Origin of the sequence: Actinomyces sp. Z5 (assembly GCF_003287795.1) — a bacterium.
Classification (GTDB): domain Bacteria; phylum Actinomycetota; class Actinomycetes; order Actinomycetales; family Actinomycetaceae; genus Actinomyces; species Actinomyces glycerinitolerans.
In genome coordinates, this window is record NZ_QMIN01000103.1 from 48910 (window position 1) to 65100 (window position 16191).

The window sequence follows — 16191 nt, forward strand, 5'->3', positions numbered from 1 at the left end:
TCGCCGACCTTGCGCGGTTTGACGCAGTCGCCGACCCGGATGACCTCGGCGCCGGGGACGGCCGCGGCGAGAGCATCGCCCGCGCCCGTGGCGGGCTTGAGCCCGAAGGCCGTGATGACGGTGTCGGCCTCGACGAGCTCCTCGGCGCCCTCGGTGCCGGTGACGCGCACGCCCCCGGGGGTGATCTCCTTGACGAGGGTGCGGGTGCGGATCTCGACCCCGTGCGCCTCGAGCTCGCGCAGCAGCGAGATCCGGTTGAGCATCAGCATGTCCCCGGCGATCTCCTCGACCATCTCGAGGATGACGACCGCGTGGCCCTTTTGGGCGATCTCGAGGGCCGCGTCGGCGCCCGATAGGCCACCACCGCACACGACGACGCGCTGGCCCAGGGGCGCCCCGCGGTGGAAGGCGAGGACGTCGACGGGGCGTGCCCCGGGGGCGACGGCGACCGATTCGGGTACGAAGGGGTGCGAGCCGTTGGCGAGGACGAGGACGTCGGCGCCGGTGAGGACCTCATCCTCGACCGTGACTTCGTGGCCCAGGTGGATACTCACCGTCGGGATCTGCTCGAGCTGGCGCTCCCACCAGCCGATCATGCGGAACAGCTCCCGCTTGAAGTCGGGGGTCGCCGCCGGCAGGAGGACACCGCCGATCCGGTCGCCCTTCTCGTAGATCTCGACGCGGTGCCCACGCAGCCCGGCGACGCGCGCGAACTCGAGCCCCGCCGGGCCGGCGCCCACGACGACGACGCGCTTGGGCTCGGTGACGCTGCCGGGCTCGATCACGCGCTCAAGCTCGAAACCCGCCTCGGGGTTCACGGCGCAGGCCACCGGCAGCCCGAAGAAGGCATTGCCGGTGCACATCTGGTTGCAGCGGATGCAGGGGCGGACGTCGGCCCGGCGGCCCTGCTCGAGCTTGACGACGAGGTCGGGGTCGGCGATGAGCGGGCGCCCCAGGGCAACGAGGTCGGCGCTGCCCTCGGCGATGAGCCGCTCGCCGATCTCGGGGGTGAGGGAGCCGCAGGCGGCCACGGGAATGGAGACGACCTCCTTGACCCTGGCGGCGGCCTCCCACATCGGGGCGTCGCCGAGGTAGTACGGCGGAAAGACGTAGTCCATGGCCTCGTAGGAGCCGTCGTCGCACAGGATCATGTCGAGCCCGCCGGCCTCGAGGGCTTGGACGAGCGCCTGGGTCTCCTCCCAGGTGCGCCCGCCCTCGAATCGGTGGTTGACCGAGATGCGGAAGGAGACGATGCAGTCGGGGGCGTTGTCCTTGATGGCGCGCAGGCACTCCACGGCGAAGCGGGCGCGGTTCTCTGGCGAGCCGCCGTACTCGTCCGTGCGGCGGTTCCACAGCGCGCTCATGAACTGGTCGACGAGATAGCCGGTGTGCCCGTGCAGGTCGATGGCGTCGAAGCCGGCTTCGGCGCCGCGGCGTGCCGCCTCACCCACGCGCTGGACGATGAGGCGGATCTCCTCGGTCGTCAGGGGGCGGCAGCGGCGGGACGGGTCGAAGAAATAGGTGTTGTCCGAGGACGAGACCGGCTCCATCCCGAGCTCGTCGTAGTACTGGTTGTTGCGGCCCAGGCCAGGGGTGAGTTGCAGTGCGGCGAGGCCCCCGCCGGCGTGGACGGCCTCGGCGATACCGCGCAGGCCCGGGATGCAGTCGTCGGAATCGACCCGGGCCAGGCCCTTGTGGATGGGCTCAAGCTCGGACTGGACGAAGTTGATGCCGGTCATGACGACGGCGGTGCCGCCCACGGCGCGCGCCCCGTAATAGGCGGCCTCGCGCGGGGTGGACAGTCCGTCCTCGGTGCACATCTCGGTGCCCATGGGCGGCATGAGGACGCGGTTGCGCAGGACATGACCGGCGATCGTCAGGGGCGACAGGAGGTGGGGGTAGGCGGTGTCCGGTGCGGTGGTTTGGTTGGTGGTCGAGGTAGTGGGGCTGTTGGCGGTGAGCATGGCTGGCTCCTCGGATGTCGACGCTGACACTGTGTCAGTTCACCGCGAAGTCGTGAGCAGCGCCACTACCTAAGGTCTCCATTGGCTGAAACGCAACCCGCCCGGGCGGGTGCGGGGCGTCCGTCGGACGTCCCTCCACTTTCCTCCACGGGTGGTTCCGGGCGGGGGTGCCGGGCGTCCGCCACACACCGGCACCGCCACCGCCGGCGCCTCCGTTTTCCCCGGCCTGGTCCCGTTATCCGATCTCGGCCGACGGGTGGCCTCCCCGGTGTCGCCATCCCCGCCGTCCCTGCTCGCGCTGCCGTCCGCGGCCCGACCTCGGTCGACCTCGCCACGCCCATGCCGTCCCGCGCGCCCCTTTCCCTCCACTTTCAACCACCTCAGTATGAGCCCGTGATTCCGGGGAAAACTCCGTCCCGTTGGCCGCCTCGACGCGATCATGACCCCAGTTTGCGACCTCAGAGTGGAAGAAAGGGGGGCGAAGTGGAGTAATGTGGGGCACGTTGGATCGTCGAGGGGAGAGGAGTGAGGTCCGCATGTTCTTGGGTACCCACGCTCCCCGCCTCGATGAGAAGGGCCGGCTCATCCTTCCGGCGAAGTTCCGTGAGGAGCTCGCCGGCGGTGTGATCCTCACCCGCGGCCAGGAGCACTGCATCTACGCCTTCACCTCCGCCGAGTTCGAGCGCATGTACGCCCAACTGCGTGAGGCCCCCCTGGCGCAGAAACAGGCGCGCGATTACGTCCGCGTCATGCTCTCCGGCGCCGACTCGCAGATCCCCGACAAGCAGGGGCGCATCACCATCCCCGCGCCCCTGCGCGCCTACGCCGGGCTGGGCCGCGATCTCGCGGTCATCGGCGCCGGCGCACGCGTGGAGATCTGGGACGCGAAGGCCTGGGAGACCTACCTGGCCGCACAGGAGCAGGTCTTCGCCGACACCGCCGAGGAGATCATCCCCGGGTTCTTCTGACCCGCCCCGAACACCTCGGCCGTACAACTGCATAACGCCGTCAGGCATGGGCCCCAGCCGCCCCAAACCCCCGGAAGTCCACCGGCAACGGTTCCGTTCCGTGAGGTCTCCGCCCGCCGCAGCGTCCGACGCCTCTTCCCCGGCGCCGGAACCCGCGGGAGGAGTCCTGGCAGAGCGGCGCCACCGGCGGCCCCACGCCCAACAGCACCCGAGTACCCCGCACGTCGCAATGCCGACGTCGTGGCAATCCGAACCAGGAGAGGAGGACACCCGTGAGCGACGCCCCCGCCGCGCAAACGCCGGCTGTCGCGCAGCCGGCCCCCGCCGACGCCGCCGGCCGCCACACGCCCGTCCTCCTGGAGCGCTGTCTGGACCTGCTCGCCCCGGCCCTGGAAGTCGCCGCACCCGTCATGATCGATTGCACGCTCGGCATGGGCGGACACACCGAGGCCGCCCTCGAGCGCTTCACCAACCTCACCGTGGTCGGCATCGACCGCGATCCCCAGGCCATCGCCCTGGCCGGCGCCCGCCTGGCCCGCTTCGGGGACCGCTTCCGCGCCGTGCAGGCCACCTACGACGCCGTCGACGCCGTTGCCCGCGACGCCTCCCGCCGTCCCGACCGCACCATCGACGCCATCCTCATGGACCTGGGGGTCTCCTCCCTCCAGCTCGACGACGCCGACCGCGGCTTCTCCTACGCCCAGCCCGCCCCACTGGACATGCGCATGGACCAGACCGGTGGACGCACCGCTCAGGAGCTGCTCGACGGCGCCGACGAGCGCGAGTTGACCCGCATCCTGCGCACCTACGGCGAGGAACGCTTCGCCCCGCGCATCGCGGCCGCCATCGTGCGCCGCCGCCGCGCCGGCCGGCCCGTCACCACCACGGCCGAGCTGACCGAGCTGGTACGTGAGGCCACTCCCGCCGCCGCGCGCCGCCGGGGCGGGAACCCCGCCAAACGCACCTTTCAGGCGCTGCGCATCGCCGTCAACGGTGAACTTGAGCTGCTGCAGCGCGCCCTGCCGCGAGCCCTCAACTCGCTGCGGGTGGGCGGGCGCATCGTCGTCGAGTCCTACCAGAGCCTGGAGGACCGCATCGTCAAACAGGCCCTGGCCGCCGGCGCCTCCCCTGGCGCGCCCGTCGACCTGCCCGTCGTCCCGGAGGGACTGGAACCCTACCTGGAGCTGGTCACTCGCGGCGCCGAGCAAGCGGATGCCGCCGAGCGGGACGCCAATTCGCGCAGCGCCTCGGTGCGCCTGCGGGCCGCCACCCGCATCCGGCCCGTCGCCGAGGCCCCCGCCCCTTACCCCGCCGACTCCACTACCGCCGCAAAGACTCGAGGAAGGAACCGCCGATGACCACTGTCAACGCTCAACGCAGCGCCGCGGCCAATCCGTCCTGGCGTGCGCTCACCGACGGCGCGACCGCTCGGGCCGCGCGCCGCCCCGCCTCGCGCCCGGTGGGCGAGAGCTCCGCGCGGCCGGAACTGCGCGTGGTGCGCGGCGTTGTCCCCTCCCGGCGCACCCTGCCCTTCCTGGTCCTGGTCATCGGCATACTCGCCTGTGCGCTGGTCTCCAGCATGCTGCTGAACGCGCGCATGGCGGACACGGCCTACAAGATGAAGACGGCGCAGGTGGAGTTGAACGTGCTCAACGACCACATCGAGACCGTGCGGGCCGACGTGCAAGAGGCCTCCGCCGCCGACAGGCTGGCCGCTCGAGCCGCGGAGCTGGGCATGGTTCCGGCCGCCGCCCCCGGCGTCGTCGACCTGGCGGACTCCACCCTGGCGGGCGGCACCGCCGCCGAGGCGGACGACGCCCAGTGAACCCGGTCAACCCGAGCCGACGCCGCGTCCTGCAACTCATGGGGCTGGCGGGATTCGGCGCACTGACAGGCAGGACCGCCTGGCTGCAGGTGGTGGATGGTCCCGAGCTCGCCACCACGGCAAAGGCCGAACGCACCGTCGCCTGGGTCAACCGGGCACCACGGGGTGACATCCTCGGCCGCGACGGCACGGTGCTGGCCTCCTCTGCCGTCTCATACGACATCGGCGTTAATCAGCTCAAGATTGCCCAGTACGAGCGCAGCGAAGAACGCGCCGACCCCGCCACCGGGGAGATTCGCAGCGTCGTCGTCGGCCACGGCGCCGCCGCAGCTGCCGAGCAGATGGCCGAGATCCTGGGCGTGGATGCCCAGGAGCTCGGTGCCCAGATGGTGGGGGAGTCCACCTACGTCGTCGTCGCCGAGGCCGTCGCCCCGGACACCTGGCGGCGCATCAACGCGCTGTCGATCCCCGGTGTGGAACCGGACCAGCGCACCCGACGCACCTACCCGGCCGGCTCGGTAGCCGGAAACATCCTGGGCTACACCTACGAGGGAACCGGCCGCACGCTCATCGGCTCCGCCGGCCTGGAACTGACACAGAACGACGCCTTGACCGGCGTCGACGGCCTGGGCCGGGTGGAGGTCGGCAAGTCCGGTGCCATCATCCCCACCGGCGAGCAGAAAGAGGTGCCCGCGACCGCGGGCGACAGCGTGCGCATGACCATCAATCCCGACCTGCAGGCCGTTGCCCAAGAGGCCATCGACGAGGTGGTCGACGCTCAGGGCGCCGACTGGGGCTGCGTGGTGGTGATGGAACCTTCCACCGGGAAGCTGCTGGTGCTCGCCGACTCCGACGCCGTCAATCCCGCCAAGCCGTCGGAAACCCCGGAGGCATCCCGCAACGCCCGCTCGGTCCAGGCCATCTTCGAGCCCGGCAGCGTCGGCAAGGTGATCACCTTCGCGGCCGCCCTCGAGGAGGGCACCATGAGCCCGGAAGACACCTGGACCGTTCCCTACAGCTGGACCGCCGCCAACGGGCAGGCCTTCCACGATTCCCACTACCACGAGACCCAGACACTCACCTCCGCCGGAGTGCTGGCCGAGTCCTCGAACGTCGGCACCGTCCAGATCGGTGAGCAGCTCGACGACGCCGTGCGCTACGAGTACCTCAAGCGTTTCGGCTTTGGCACGCTGACCGGCATTGAGATGCCCGCCGAGTCCGCCGGCATGGTCGCCGCCGCCGCGGACTGGGACGACCGCACCCGCTACACCACCATGTTCGGCCAGGGCATCGCCGGCACCGCCCTACAGGCCGCCCAGGTGCTCGCCACCGTCGCCAACAAGGGGGTACGGGTGCCGCCGCGCGTGGTGGACGCCTGGATCGACGCCGACGGTAACGAAACCCCCCAGGAGACTCCCGCGGGGGAGCGGGTAATCAGCGAGGCCACCGCCGAGGCCCTCACCGAGATGCTGATCGGTGTCACCCAGGAGGGCGGCACCGCCGAGGCCGCCTCCATTGACGGCTATCTGGTGGCCGGCAAGACGGGCACCACCGAGATCCTCGCCGAGGACGGCACGGTGGCCTCCTTCGTCGGCTTCACCCCCGCCCGCGACCCGGCCATCGCCGTCGCCGTCATCGTTTATCGTCCCCGCGACACCTACGGCGGCACCGTGTCCGCCCCCGTGTTCCGCAAGGTTGCCCTGGCCGCCATGCACTCCCTGGGGATTGCCCCGGACCCCAGCATTATCGCAGCCGAAGCCGCCGCCGAGGCGGATGCGGCGGTCGAGGCCGCACAGTCCGAAAGCACAGGCGACGAAGGATGAGTACCCTCGTCCTGGCAGCTGCCGCCCCGCGCCTGGCGGCTGTAACCGTCCTGTCACGATAGATTGGGGACCTATGAGCAACCACGCCTACGAGTCGGCCGCACGGCTGCGCCCACACCGGTGCGCGTCCACGCTCCTGAGCGACCTCGCCCGGGACTTCGCGCTGACCCCCGCCCGGCGTGAAGACGGCGGCACCGACTCGGTGGAGGCGCTGGAGGTGAGCGGTGTCAGCGTCGACTCCGGCGACGTGTCCGCCGGGGAACTGTTTACCGCCCTGCCCGGATTCAAGACGCACGGTGCCGTCTACGCCCCCGAGGCCGTGGCCGCCGGCGCCGTCGCCGTGCTGACCGACCCGGACGGCGCGGCCATGGTGCACGCCAACTGCCCCGGCATTCCCGTGCTAACCCATCCCGATCCGCGCGCCGTCGTCGGTCCGCTCGCCGCCGCCGTCTACCACCACCCGGCCGAGCAGCTGCTGACCACCGCCGTTACCGGCACCAACGGCAAAACCACTACCTCCTACTTCCTCGACGCCATGCTTACCGCCCACCGGGGCGCCTGCGTGATTGCCGGGACCGTCCAACTGCGCGTGGGAGACATTGCTGTCGAGTCCCCGCGCACCACCGTGGAGGCGCCGGTACTGCAGCGCATGCTCGCCCTGGCTGTGGAGGAGGGTGTGGGCGCCGCCAGCCTAGAGGCCTCCAGCCACGCGATCGTGCTACACCGCCTGGACGGGATGGTGGTGGACGTTGCCGGGTTCACCAACCTTCAGCGCGACCACTTGGACTTCCACAAGACCATGCCGGAGTACCTGGACGCCAAGGCGCAGCTGTTCACCCCCGAGCACGCCCGCCGCGCCGTCATCTGCGTCGACGACGAGTGGGGCGCGCAGTTGGCCGACCGCGTCGCCGCCGGACAGGTCCCCGTCGATCGGGTACGCGCCTACCCCGTCCCCGGCGGTCAGGATGCCGCCGGCGCCGACTGGTGGGTCAGCGACGCGGCGGTCTCCATGACCGACTCCGCCACCACCTTCACCCTTCACGGCCCCGACGGGCAGACCATCGCCGCCGCCTGCCCCCTGCCCGGGCTCGTCAACGTCCAAAACGCCGCGCTTGCCCTGGTGATGGCGATCCGCGCCGGAGTCCCGGCCGAGACCGCCGTGGCCGCGCTGGCCACCGCCCACAACATCCCCGGCCGTATGCAGCGCATCAGCCAGCGCGACGGCGTGCGCGGCACCTGCATCGTCGACTTCGCCCACACCCCCGACGCCATGGAGCTGACCCTCCGGGCCGTCCGCCAGATCACCCCCGGCCGCCTGATCGTGGTCTTCGGCTCCGACGGCGACCGCGACCGCGGCAAGCGGCCCATGCTCGGGGAGGTCTGTGCCCGGCTCGCCGACGTGCTGGTGGTCACCGACGAGAACCCCCGCAGCGAGGACCCGCAGTCCATCCGCGACGCGATCCTCGCCGGCGTGCGCAAGGTTCGTCCCGACTTGCACGACGTGGAGGAGATCACCACCTGGCGGGGTGACGCCGTGCGCCGCGGAGTCGAGCTGTGCGGCCCCCAGGACACCGTCATCGTCACCGGCAAGGGGCATGAGCCCTTCCTGGAGATCGCCGACGAGTTCATCCGCTACAACGACGCGCCCGTCATGCGCGAGGCGGTCCTGGACAAGTGGGGAGAGCCCGCATGATTGACCGCCCCCTGACCGAGGTTGTCGCCCTCACCGGCGGCACCCTGGTGGACGCCGAGGCCGTTCCCGCACCGGGGGCGACCGTGTCCGCGGTGGTGACGGACTCCCGCCGGGCCGCGCCCGGCACCCTGTTCGTCGCCCTCGCCGGTGAGCGCACCGACGGGCACGCCCACGTCGGCACCGCAGCCGTCGCCGGGGCCGCCGCCGCACTCGTCAGCGACGTGGACGCCGCCCGTGCCGCCCTGGCCGATGCCGGTGCCCGCCTGCCGCTGATCGCGGTTCCGGACACGGTGACCGCGCTCGGGGCACTGGCCCGCGGGCACCTGGCCGACCTGCGCCACCGGGCCGTGCAGCGCGGCCAGGCGCTGACCGTCGTGGCCGTCACCGGCTCGGTCGGCAAGACCACCACCAAGGACCTGACCCGGCAGCTGCTCGCCGCCCAGGGCCCCACCGTCGCCCCGATCGCCTCCTTCAACAATGAGATCGGCCTGCCGCTCACCGTCCTGGAGGCCGACGCCGACACCCGCTACCTGGTGTTGGAGATGGGCGCCTCCGGACCCGGTCACATCACCTACCTGACCGACATCGCGCCCCTGGACGCCGCCGCCGTGCTCATGGTCGGTCACGCCCACATGGAGGGCTTCGGCTCGATCGACGGCGTGGCCCGCGCCAAGGCGGAGATCGTGCGCGGGCTTTTGCCCACCGGCACCGCCGTGCTCAACCACGACGACGCCCGCGCCGCCGCCATGGCCGAGCTCGCCCCCGCGGTGCTCACCTTCTCCGCCGCCGGCGCCCCCGAGGCAGATATCCGCGCCACCGCGGTTGAATTGGACGCGGATGCCCACGCCGGCTTCGAGCTGCACCTGCCGGGGATCGCCCCCCGCCGCGTCCGCCTGGCCGTCCCCGGCGCCCACAACGTGGCCAACGCCCTGGCCGCCGCCGGCCTGGCCGTGGCCGCCGGCGCCGACCCGGCCGCAGTCGCCGCCGACCTCGGCGCCGCCCGCCTGGAGAGTCCCCACCGCATGGACGTGAACCACCTGGGGCGGGACGTGCTGCTGATCGACGACGCGTACAACGCCAACATCGATTCCATGACGGCCGCCTTCGACTCCCTGGCCACGTTGGCCGGCGGCCGCCGGCGAGTCGCCATCATCTCCGAGATGCTGGAGCTGGGGGCCGCGTCCGTGGCCGACCACGTCCGCACCGGACAGCTGGCCGCCCAGGCCGGTGTCGGCCTGCTGATCACCGTCGGCGCCGGCGCCGCGCCGGCCGCGGTATCCGCCCGAGCCGCAGGCGTAACGGTGCTGGAGATGCCCGACGCCGATGCCGCCCAGGCGGCCCTGGATGCCCCCGACGGCCCGCTGCGCGACGGCGACGCCGTCCTGGTAAAGGGATCCAACGGGTCGGGCGCGTGGCGCCTGGCCGACCACCTCCGAGACAGTCTCAAGGAGATGCACGCCCAATGACAGCAATCCTCGTGTCCGCGGCGGTCGGCCTGCTGATCACCCTGTTCGGCACCCCCGTGCTCATCCGCTTCCTGCACAAGCGCGAGTACGGGCAGTTCATCCGGCAGGACGGCCCACAGGGCCACTTCACCAAGCGCGGCACCCCCACCATGGGGGGCCTGGTCATCATCATCGCCACCGTGCTCGGCTACGCGGCGGCCAACCTCAGTGAACTGCGCACGCCGCGCGCGAGCGGTGTGCTGCTGCTGTTCCTGATCGTGGGGCTGGGACTGATCGGCTTCCTGGACGACTTCGCCAAGATCTCCAAGCAGCGCTCCCTGGGCCTGAGCCCCTGGCAGAAGATTCTCGGTCAGGCCTTCATCGGCATCACCTTCTCGGTAGCCGCCCTGAACTTCGCCAACCGCAACGGGCTCACCCCCGCCTCCACGCGCATTTCCTTCGCCCGCGACTCGAATCTGGATCTCGCCTTCGCCGGCGCCGTCGGCGGCATCATCCTGTTCACCATCTGGTCGAACTTCCTGATCACCGCCTGGTCCAACGCCGTCAACCTCACCGACGGGCTGGACGGCCTGGCCGCCGGTTCCTCCGCCATGGTGTTCGCCGCCTACACCCTCATTGGCGTGTGGCAGACCAACCAGTCCTGCACCTACGGGCACGGCGACGTGGTCGCCACCCTGTGCTATCAGACCCGGGACCCGCGTGACATGGCCATGATCGCCGCCGGACTCATGGGCGCCTGCTTCGGCTTCCTGTGGTGGAACGCCTCGCCGGCGAAGATCTTCATGGGCGACACCGGTTCCCTCGCGCTGGGCGGCGCCGTGGCCGGGCTGTCCATTCTCACCCGCACGGAGTTCCTGGCGGTGCTCATCGGCGGACTGTTCGTGGCCGAGGTCGTCAGCGACATCGTCCAGGTGGTCTCCTTCAAGTCCACGGGCAAACGCGTGTTCCGCATGGCCCCGCTGCACCACCACTTCGAGCTGGGCGGCTGGACCGAGGTCAACGTGGTGATCCGCTTCTGGATCGTCACCGGCGTGTTCGTGGTACTCGGCCTGGGCCTGTTCTACGCCGAATACCTGGTGTCCTGAAAACCTGCCGTGCGCCCGCCGCCGCGGCCAGCCCGCGGCCCAAGTAGCCGAAACGTGAAGCAGAGGTCATGCAAGCAGACATCTCCAGCAGCACCGGGGTCGCGGCACTCGCCGGGGCGCGCGTGGGCGTGGTCGGGCTCGGCCGCACCGGACTCGCCGTCGTCGACGTACTGACCGGCCTGGGCGCCCGCGTGTCCGTATTCGACTCCCGCCCCGGCGCCATCGACGCCCTGCCGGATGCGCTCGGTGCCGACACGGCCGCCGGCCTGGCCGACGCCACCGCAGGCGACGACGCGCACATCGCCGCCGCCGTCGCGGACTCCGACCTGCGCCTGCTGGTGGTCTCACCGGGTGTGCCCGCCACCGGTCCCGTCCTGGCCGCCGCCCGCGCCGCCCACATCGAGACCTGGAGCGAGATTGAGCTGGCCTGGCGCTTCCAGCGCGCCTCCGCCCGCCCCGACGTGCCCTGGCTGGCCGTCACCGGCACCGACGGCAAGACCACCACCGTCGGCATGCTCGCGCAGATCCTTACGGCCGCCGGTTTGAACGCGTCCGCGGTCGGCAATATCGGCGACCCCGTCATCACCACCGTCGCCGCCGGGAGGGCGGACGCCCTGGCCGTGGAACTGTCGAGCTTCCAGCTGCACTCCACCCACACCCTCAGCCCGCTGGCCGCGGCCTGCCTCAACCTCGCCCCCGACCACCTGGACTGGCACGGCTCCCTGGACGCCTACCGGGCAGACAAGGCCCGCGTCTACGCCCGCACCCGCCGGGCCGCCGTCTACAACACCGCCGACGCCGCCACCCTGACCATGGTGGAGGACGCCGATGTGGCCGAGGGCTGCCGCGCCATCGGCTTCACCACCGCCATCCCCGCCCTCGGGCAGATCGGCTGCGTGGAGGACCTGCTCATAGACCGCGCCTACCACCCCGACCGGCGCCGCAGCGGGGCCCAGCTCGCCACCCTGGACGACCTGGCCCACCTGGCCCCCGGCGGCGACGCCACCCGCCTGCCCGCCCACGTCGTCGCCGACGCCCTGGCCGCCGCCGCCCTGGCCCTGGCCACCGACGCCGTCGCCGCCGACCCGACCGCAATCGCCCGCGGCCTGCGCGCCTACCAGCCGGGCGCTCACCGCATCGTCACCGTCGCCGAGGCCGGTGGCGTTACCTGGATCGACGACTCCAAGGCCACCAACCCCCACTCCGCCCAGGCCGCCCTGACCGCCCTGCCGCCCGGCACCGGCGTGTGGATCGTCGGTGGTGACACCAAGGGCGCCAGCTTCGACGAGCTCGTGCGCGCGGTCCGTCCGCACCTGCGCGGCGCCGTCGTGATCGGCCGGGACCAGCGCGCCGTGGCGGGGGCGTTGGCCCGCCAGGCTCCGGGCCTGCCCGTGACCACGATCCCGGACGGGAACCCCCAGGACGTCACCGACGCCGCGGTGGCCGCGGCCGCCGCCCTGGCCCGCCCGGGCGACACCGTCATGCTTGCGCCCGCCTGCGCCTCCTGGGACCAGTTCGACTCCTACGCCCAGCGCGGTGACCTGTTCGCCCAGGCCGCCGCCCGGGCCGCCGACGGCGAGGTTCGGCACTGACATGGCCGCCGACAAGCCCACCCCCCGCCGCCGTGGGTCCGATCGCCGGCGCCGCCCGCGGGGCAAGGACGGCCCGGTCAAGGGCGAGGGCAGCACCCTGAGCTACTACGCCCTGCTCATCGCCACGCTGGCTCTGCTCGCGTTCGGACTCATCATGGTCTTCTCGGTGCAGTCGGTCACCACCGCCGCCGAGGGCGGCAACGCCTTCACCGCCTTCACCAAATACCTGGCGTTCGCCGCCGTCGGCCTGGTGGGCATGGTGGTGCTCTCCCGGCTGCCGCTGCGGGCACTCAAGCGCCTGGCCTGGCCCGCGCTGCTGCTAGCCTTCGCGCTGCAACTGCTGGTGTTCGTGCCCGGCATCGGCATCGACGTGTACGGGAACCGGAACTGGATCGCCCTGCCCGCCGGCCTGGGCACCGCCCAGCCCTCGGAGTTCATCAAGCTGGGGCTGTGCCTGTACCTGGGCGCCACGGTCTCCGCCCGGCGGGACGCCTTCCTGGGGGGCGTGAACAGCTGGCCCAAGTTCGCGCGCTTTGGCGGCTGGATCCTGCTGCCCGCCGGCATCGGCATTGGCCTGGTCATGGCCGGTGGCGACCTGGGCACCGTGATCGTGCTGACGGCCCTAGTTGCCGGCGCCCTGTGGCTGGGGGGACTCGGCTGGCGCTGGTTCGCCGCCCTGGGGCTGGTGGGCATGGTCGGCTTCGCGGGCGCCTCCATGCTGTCCGCCAACCGCCGCGCCCGCATCCTCGCCTGGCTGCATCCGGAGCGCTACGACCCCCTCGACGTCGGCTACCAGCCCCTGCACGGGCGCTACGCCCTGGGTACCGGAGGCTGGTGGGGGGTGGGTCCCGGCTCCTCCCGGCAGAAGTGGGGCTACCTGACTCAGGCGGACTCCGACTACATCTTCGCCGTCCTCGGGGAGGAGTTCGGACTGGTGGGAACCCTGCTGGTGATACTCCTGTTCGCCGTGGTCGGCTGGTGCTGCCTGCGCATCATCCGTCGCTCCGACTCCCTGTACGCGGCCGTGGTCGTCGGTGGCATCATGACCTGGATCGTCGGCCAGGCCCTGATCAACATGTCCGTGGTGGTCGGCCTGCTGCCCGTGCTGGGCGTGCCGCTGCCGCTGATCAGCGCGGGCGGCTCCGCGCTCGTGTCCGTGCTGTTCGCCGTCGGGGTGCTGCTCGCCTTCGCCCGCAACGAGCCCGGCGCGCCCGAGGCGCTGCGCTCCCGCAGCGGCGCCGTACGCCGTACCCTGGCCGTCATCGCCCCGCGCAGGAGGAAACGTGTCTGACACTCCCACCCCCGAACCCGCCGCGGACGGCCCCACCGGCCGGCCGCTGCGTGTGCTGCTGGCCGGCGGCGGCACCGCCGGTCACGTCAACCCCCTGCTGGCGACGGCCGCCGCCCTGCGCGACGACACCAGCGGCGGCGACCCGGACACCGACATCCTGGTGCTGGGGACCAAGGAGGGGCTGGAGGAACGGCTCGTCCCCGAGGCCGGCTACCCCCTGGCCCATGTGCCGCGCGTGCCCATGCCGCGGCGTCCCACCGGCGACCTGCTGCTGCTGCCACGGCGCCTGCACCGCGCCGTCGACGCCGCCGGCCAGGCCATCGCACAGGTTGGTGCCGACGTCGTGGTCGGCTTCGGCGGATTCGTCTCCACCCCCGCCTACCTGGCGGCCCGCAGCGCCGGCGTGCCTGTGGTCATCCACGAGCAGAACGCCCGCCCCGGCCTGGCCAACCGGCTCGGGGCCCGCTGGGCCGCCGCCGTCGCCCTCACCTTCGCCTCCACCCCGCTGGCCGCCACGCACGGCCGCACCGAGGTCACTGGCCTGCCGCTGCGCCCCGCCATCGGCGCCCTGGCCGCCCGTCTCAATGACGATGCCGACGCCGTCCGCCGCGAGGGTGCCGCCGCCCTCGGCCTGGACCCGGCCGCCCCGACCCTGCTGGTCACCGGCGGATCGCTGGGCGCCCAGCACCTCAACGAGGTCCTGTGCGACTGCGCCGCCCGCCTGCCGGAGAACCTGCAGGTGCTGCACCTGACCGGCCGCGGGAAGGACGCCCCGGTGCGCGCCGCCCTGGAGCGGGCCGCGGCGGGCGCCCCCGGGCTGTTGGAGCGCTACCACGTGCTGGACTACCTCACCACCATGGAGCAGGCCTATGCGTGCGCCGACGGCGTCATCTGCCGCTCCGGCGCCGGCACCGTCGCCGAGCTCACCGCCCTGGGGCTGCCCGCCCTCTACGTTCCCCTGCCCATCGGCAACGGGGAGCAGCGCCTGAACGCCGCCGACTGCGTGGCCGCGGGCGGCGGGACGCTGGTTAACGACGCCGACCTGAGCGGTGACGACGTGCTGGCCTTCACCGGCCTGCTCACCGACCCGACCCGCCGCGCCCAGGCCGCGGCTGCCGCCGCCTCCACCGGGGTGCGCGACGGCGCCGCCCGTCTGGCCGCGCTGATCCGCGCCGCCGCCGGCCGCGTGCCCGGCACGGCGCAGGCCGACGAGAACCAGGAGCCAGGCCAGTGACCAATCCACAGCTGTCCAACCCCGCCGCCGGAGCGGACCAGGCGCACACAGACAAGGCGCCCACGGATCTGGCCGGTCACGCCTTCCACCTGATCGGCGTGGGCGGCGCCGGCATGAGCGTGGTGGCTCAGATCCTGGCGGCGCGGGGCGCCGCCGTGACCGGCTCGGACGCCCACGGCGGCGACGCCTACGAGCAACTGCGTCAACAGGGCCTGAAGGTGCACCTGGGCCACGCCGCCGCCAACGTGCCGGAGGCCGCCACCGTGGTGGTGTCCACCGCCATCAAGGAGACCAACCCGGAGCTGCGCGCCGCCCGCGAACGCGGCCAGGAGGTCATCCACCGCTCCCAGGCCCTCGCCCTGGCGGCCCGCGGTCGCGATTTCGTGGCCGTCGCCGGTGCCCACGGCAAGACCACCACCTCCGGCATGCTCGCCCAGGCGCTGTCGACCGCCGGGCAGGACCCCTCCTTCGCGATCGGGGGAGTGGTCCGCTCCCTGCACACCGGCGCCCACTACGGGGCCGGGCCCGCCTTCGTCGCCGAGGCCGACGAGTCCGACCGCTCCTTCCTCAACTACGCCCCCACCGTCGAGATCGTCACCAACATTGAGCCCGACCACCTCGACAACTACGGCACCCCGGAGGCCTTCGCCGCCGCCTTCGTCGACTTCGCCGCGCGCCTGGTCCCCGGCGGACTGCTGATCGCCTGCGCCGACGACCCCGGCGCCCTGGACCTGGCCCGCACGGCCGCCGCCGCCGGCACCCGCGTGACCACCTACGGCACCACCACCCCCGCGGACATCCCCGGCGGCCCGGTGCCGGGTGCGGCCCACGTGCGCGTGGAGGTGATCGCCCGCAGCGCCACAGGCACGCAGGCATCCCTGACCCGCTGGGACGCCGACGCCGTCGCCGCGAGCTCCGGCCCGAGCTCGCAGCCGGTGTCGCTGGAACTGTCCCTTCCCGGCGACCATGTCGCCCTGGACGCCGCCGCCGCGTGGGAGGCCGGCTGTGAGCTGGGCGTGCAGTCGACGGCCATGGCTCGTGCCCTGAGCGAATTCGGCGGCACCGGGCGCCGCTTCGAGGATCGCGGTGAGGCGGCCGGGGTCCGCGTCATCGATGACTACGCCCACCATCCCACCGAGATCGAGGCGCTGCTGGCGGCTGCACGTGAGGTCGCCGACGCCCGCGGTGGGCGCGTGGTGGCCCTGTTCCAGCCGCATCTGTTCTCGCGCACCCGCAACTTCGCCGACCGC

At 72.3% G+C, this 16191-nt stretch carries 12 protein-coding genes; 11 read left to right on the forward strand and 1 reads right to left on the reverse strand.

Annotated elements, in window-relative coordinates:
* Positions 1 to 1964 (reverse strand): NAD(P)/FAD-dependent oxidoreductase (locus DRB06_RS13815; protein ID WP_111820256.1); only part of this gene is annotated, 1964 nt, incomplete at its 3' end.
* Positions 1965 to 2500: 536 nt separating this feature from the next.
* Between DRB06_RS13815 and mraZ the strand changes: the two genes are divergently transcribed.
* The 11 genes from mraZ to murC all read left to right on the forward strand — a co-directional run.
* Positions 2501 to 2932, forward strand: coding sequence for a division/cell wall cluster transcriptional repressor MraZ (mraZ, locus tag DRB06_RS13820; RefSeq protein WP_073333053.1), 432 nt, complete (start codon positions 2501 to 2503; stop codon positions 2930 to 2932).
* A 272-nt stretch (positions 2933 to 3204) separates the two neighbouring features.
* Positions 3205 to 4290 carry a 16S rRNA (cytosine(1402)-N(4))-methyltransferase RsmH gene (gene rsmH, locus DRB06_RS13825; RefSeq protein ID WP_108967696.1) on the forward strand — a complete coding sequence of 362 codons (1086 nt, stop codon included), beginning with the start codon at positions 3205 to 3207 and terminating at the stop codon, positions 4288 to 4290.
* The gene (locus DRB06_RS13830; RefSeq protein ID WP_108967693.1) at positions 4287 to 4757 is read left to right on the forward strand and encodes a hypothetical protein; all 471 of its coding nucleotides are present in this window, start codon (positions 4287 to 4289) and stop codon (positions 4755 to 4757) included. Before rsmH ends, DRB06_RS13830 begins: the two co-directional genes overlap by 4 nt.
* Before the next feature lie 38 nt (positions 4758 to 4795).
* Positions 4796 to 6580 (forward strand): penicillin-binding protein 2, encoded by a 1785-nt coding sequence (locus DRB06_RS13835; RefSeq protein WP_108969781.1) that lies wholly within the window; start codon positions 4796 to 4798, stop codon positions 6578 to 6580.
* Positions 6581 to 6653: 73 nt separating this feature from the next.
* Positions 6654 to 8273 carry a UDP-N-acetylmuramoyl-L-alanyl-D-glutamate--2,6-diaminopimelate ligase gene (locus tag DRB06_RS13840; RefSeq protein ID WP_108967689.1) on the forward strand — a complete coding sequence of 540 codons (1620 nt, stop codon included), beginning with the start codon at positions 6654 to 6656 and terminating at the stop codon, positions 8271 to 8273.
* On the forward strand, positions 8270 to 9739 hold the full coding sequence (gene murF, locus DRB06_RS13845; RefSeq protein ID WP_108967686.1) for a UDP-N-acetylmuramoyl-tripeptide--D-alanyl-D-alanine ligase: 1470 nt from the start codon (positions 8270 to 8272) through the stop codon (positions 9737 to 9739). Before DRB06_RS13840 ends, murF begins: the two co-directional genes overlap by 4 nt.
* Positions 9736 to 10824 (forward strand): phospho-N-acetylmuramoyl-pentapeptide-transferase, encoded by a 1089-nt coding sequence (mraY, locus tag DRB06_RS13850; RefSeq protein ID WP_073333064.1) that lies wholly within the window; start codon positions 9736 to 9738, stop codon positions 10822 to 10824. Before murF ends, mraY begins: the two co-directional genes overlap by 4 nt.
* A 68-nt stretch (positions 10825 to 10892) precedes the next feature.
* Complete coding sequence (murD, locus tag DRB06_RS13855; RefSeq protein ID WP_111820257.1) at positions 10893 to 12416, forward strand: UDP-N-acetylmuramoyl-L-alanine--D-glutamate ligase; 1524 nt, start codon at positions 10893 to 10895, stop codon at positions 12414 to 12416.
* 1 nt (position 12417) lies between these two features.
* Entirely contained in the window at positions 12418 to 13707 is a 1290-nt protein-coding gene (locus tag DRB06_RS13860; protein ID WP_111820258.1) for a putative peptidoglycan glycosyltransferase FtsW, read from the forward strand.
* Positions 13700 to 14941: a glycosyltransferase gene (locus DRB06_RS13865; protein WP_073333068.1), complete on the forward strand. Its 1242-nt coding sequence runs from the start codon at positions 13700 to 13702 to the stop codon at positions 14939 to 14941. The genes DRB06_RS13860 and DRB06_RS13865 overlap by 8 nt, the downstream gene beginning before the upstream one ends.
* Before the next feature lie 113 nt (positions 14942 to 15054).
* On the forward strand, positions 15055 to 16191 hold a 1137-nt coding region (gene murC, locus DRB06_RS13870), incomplete at its 3' end, for a UDP-N-acetylmuramate--L-alanine ligase (protein ID WP_111820272.1).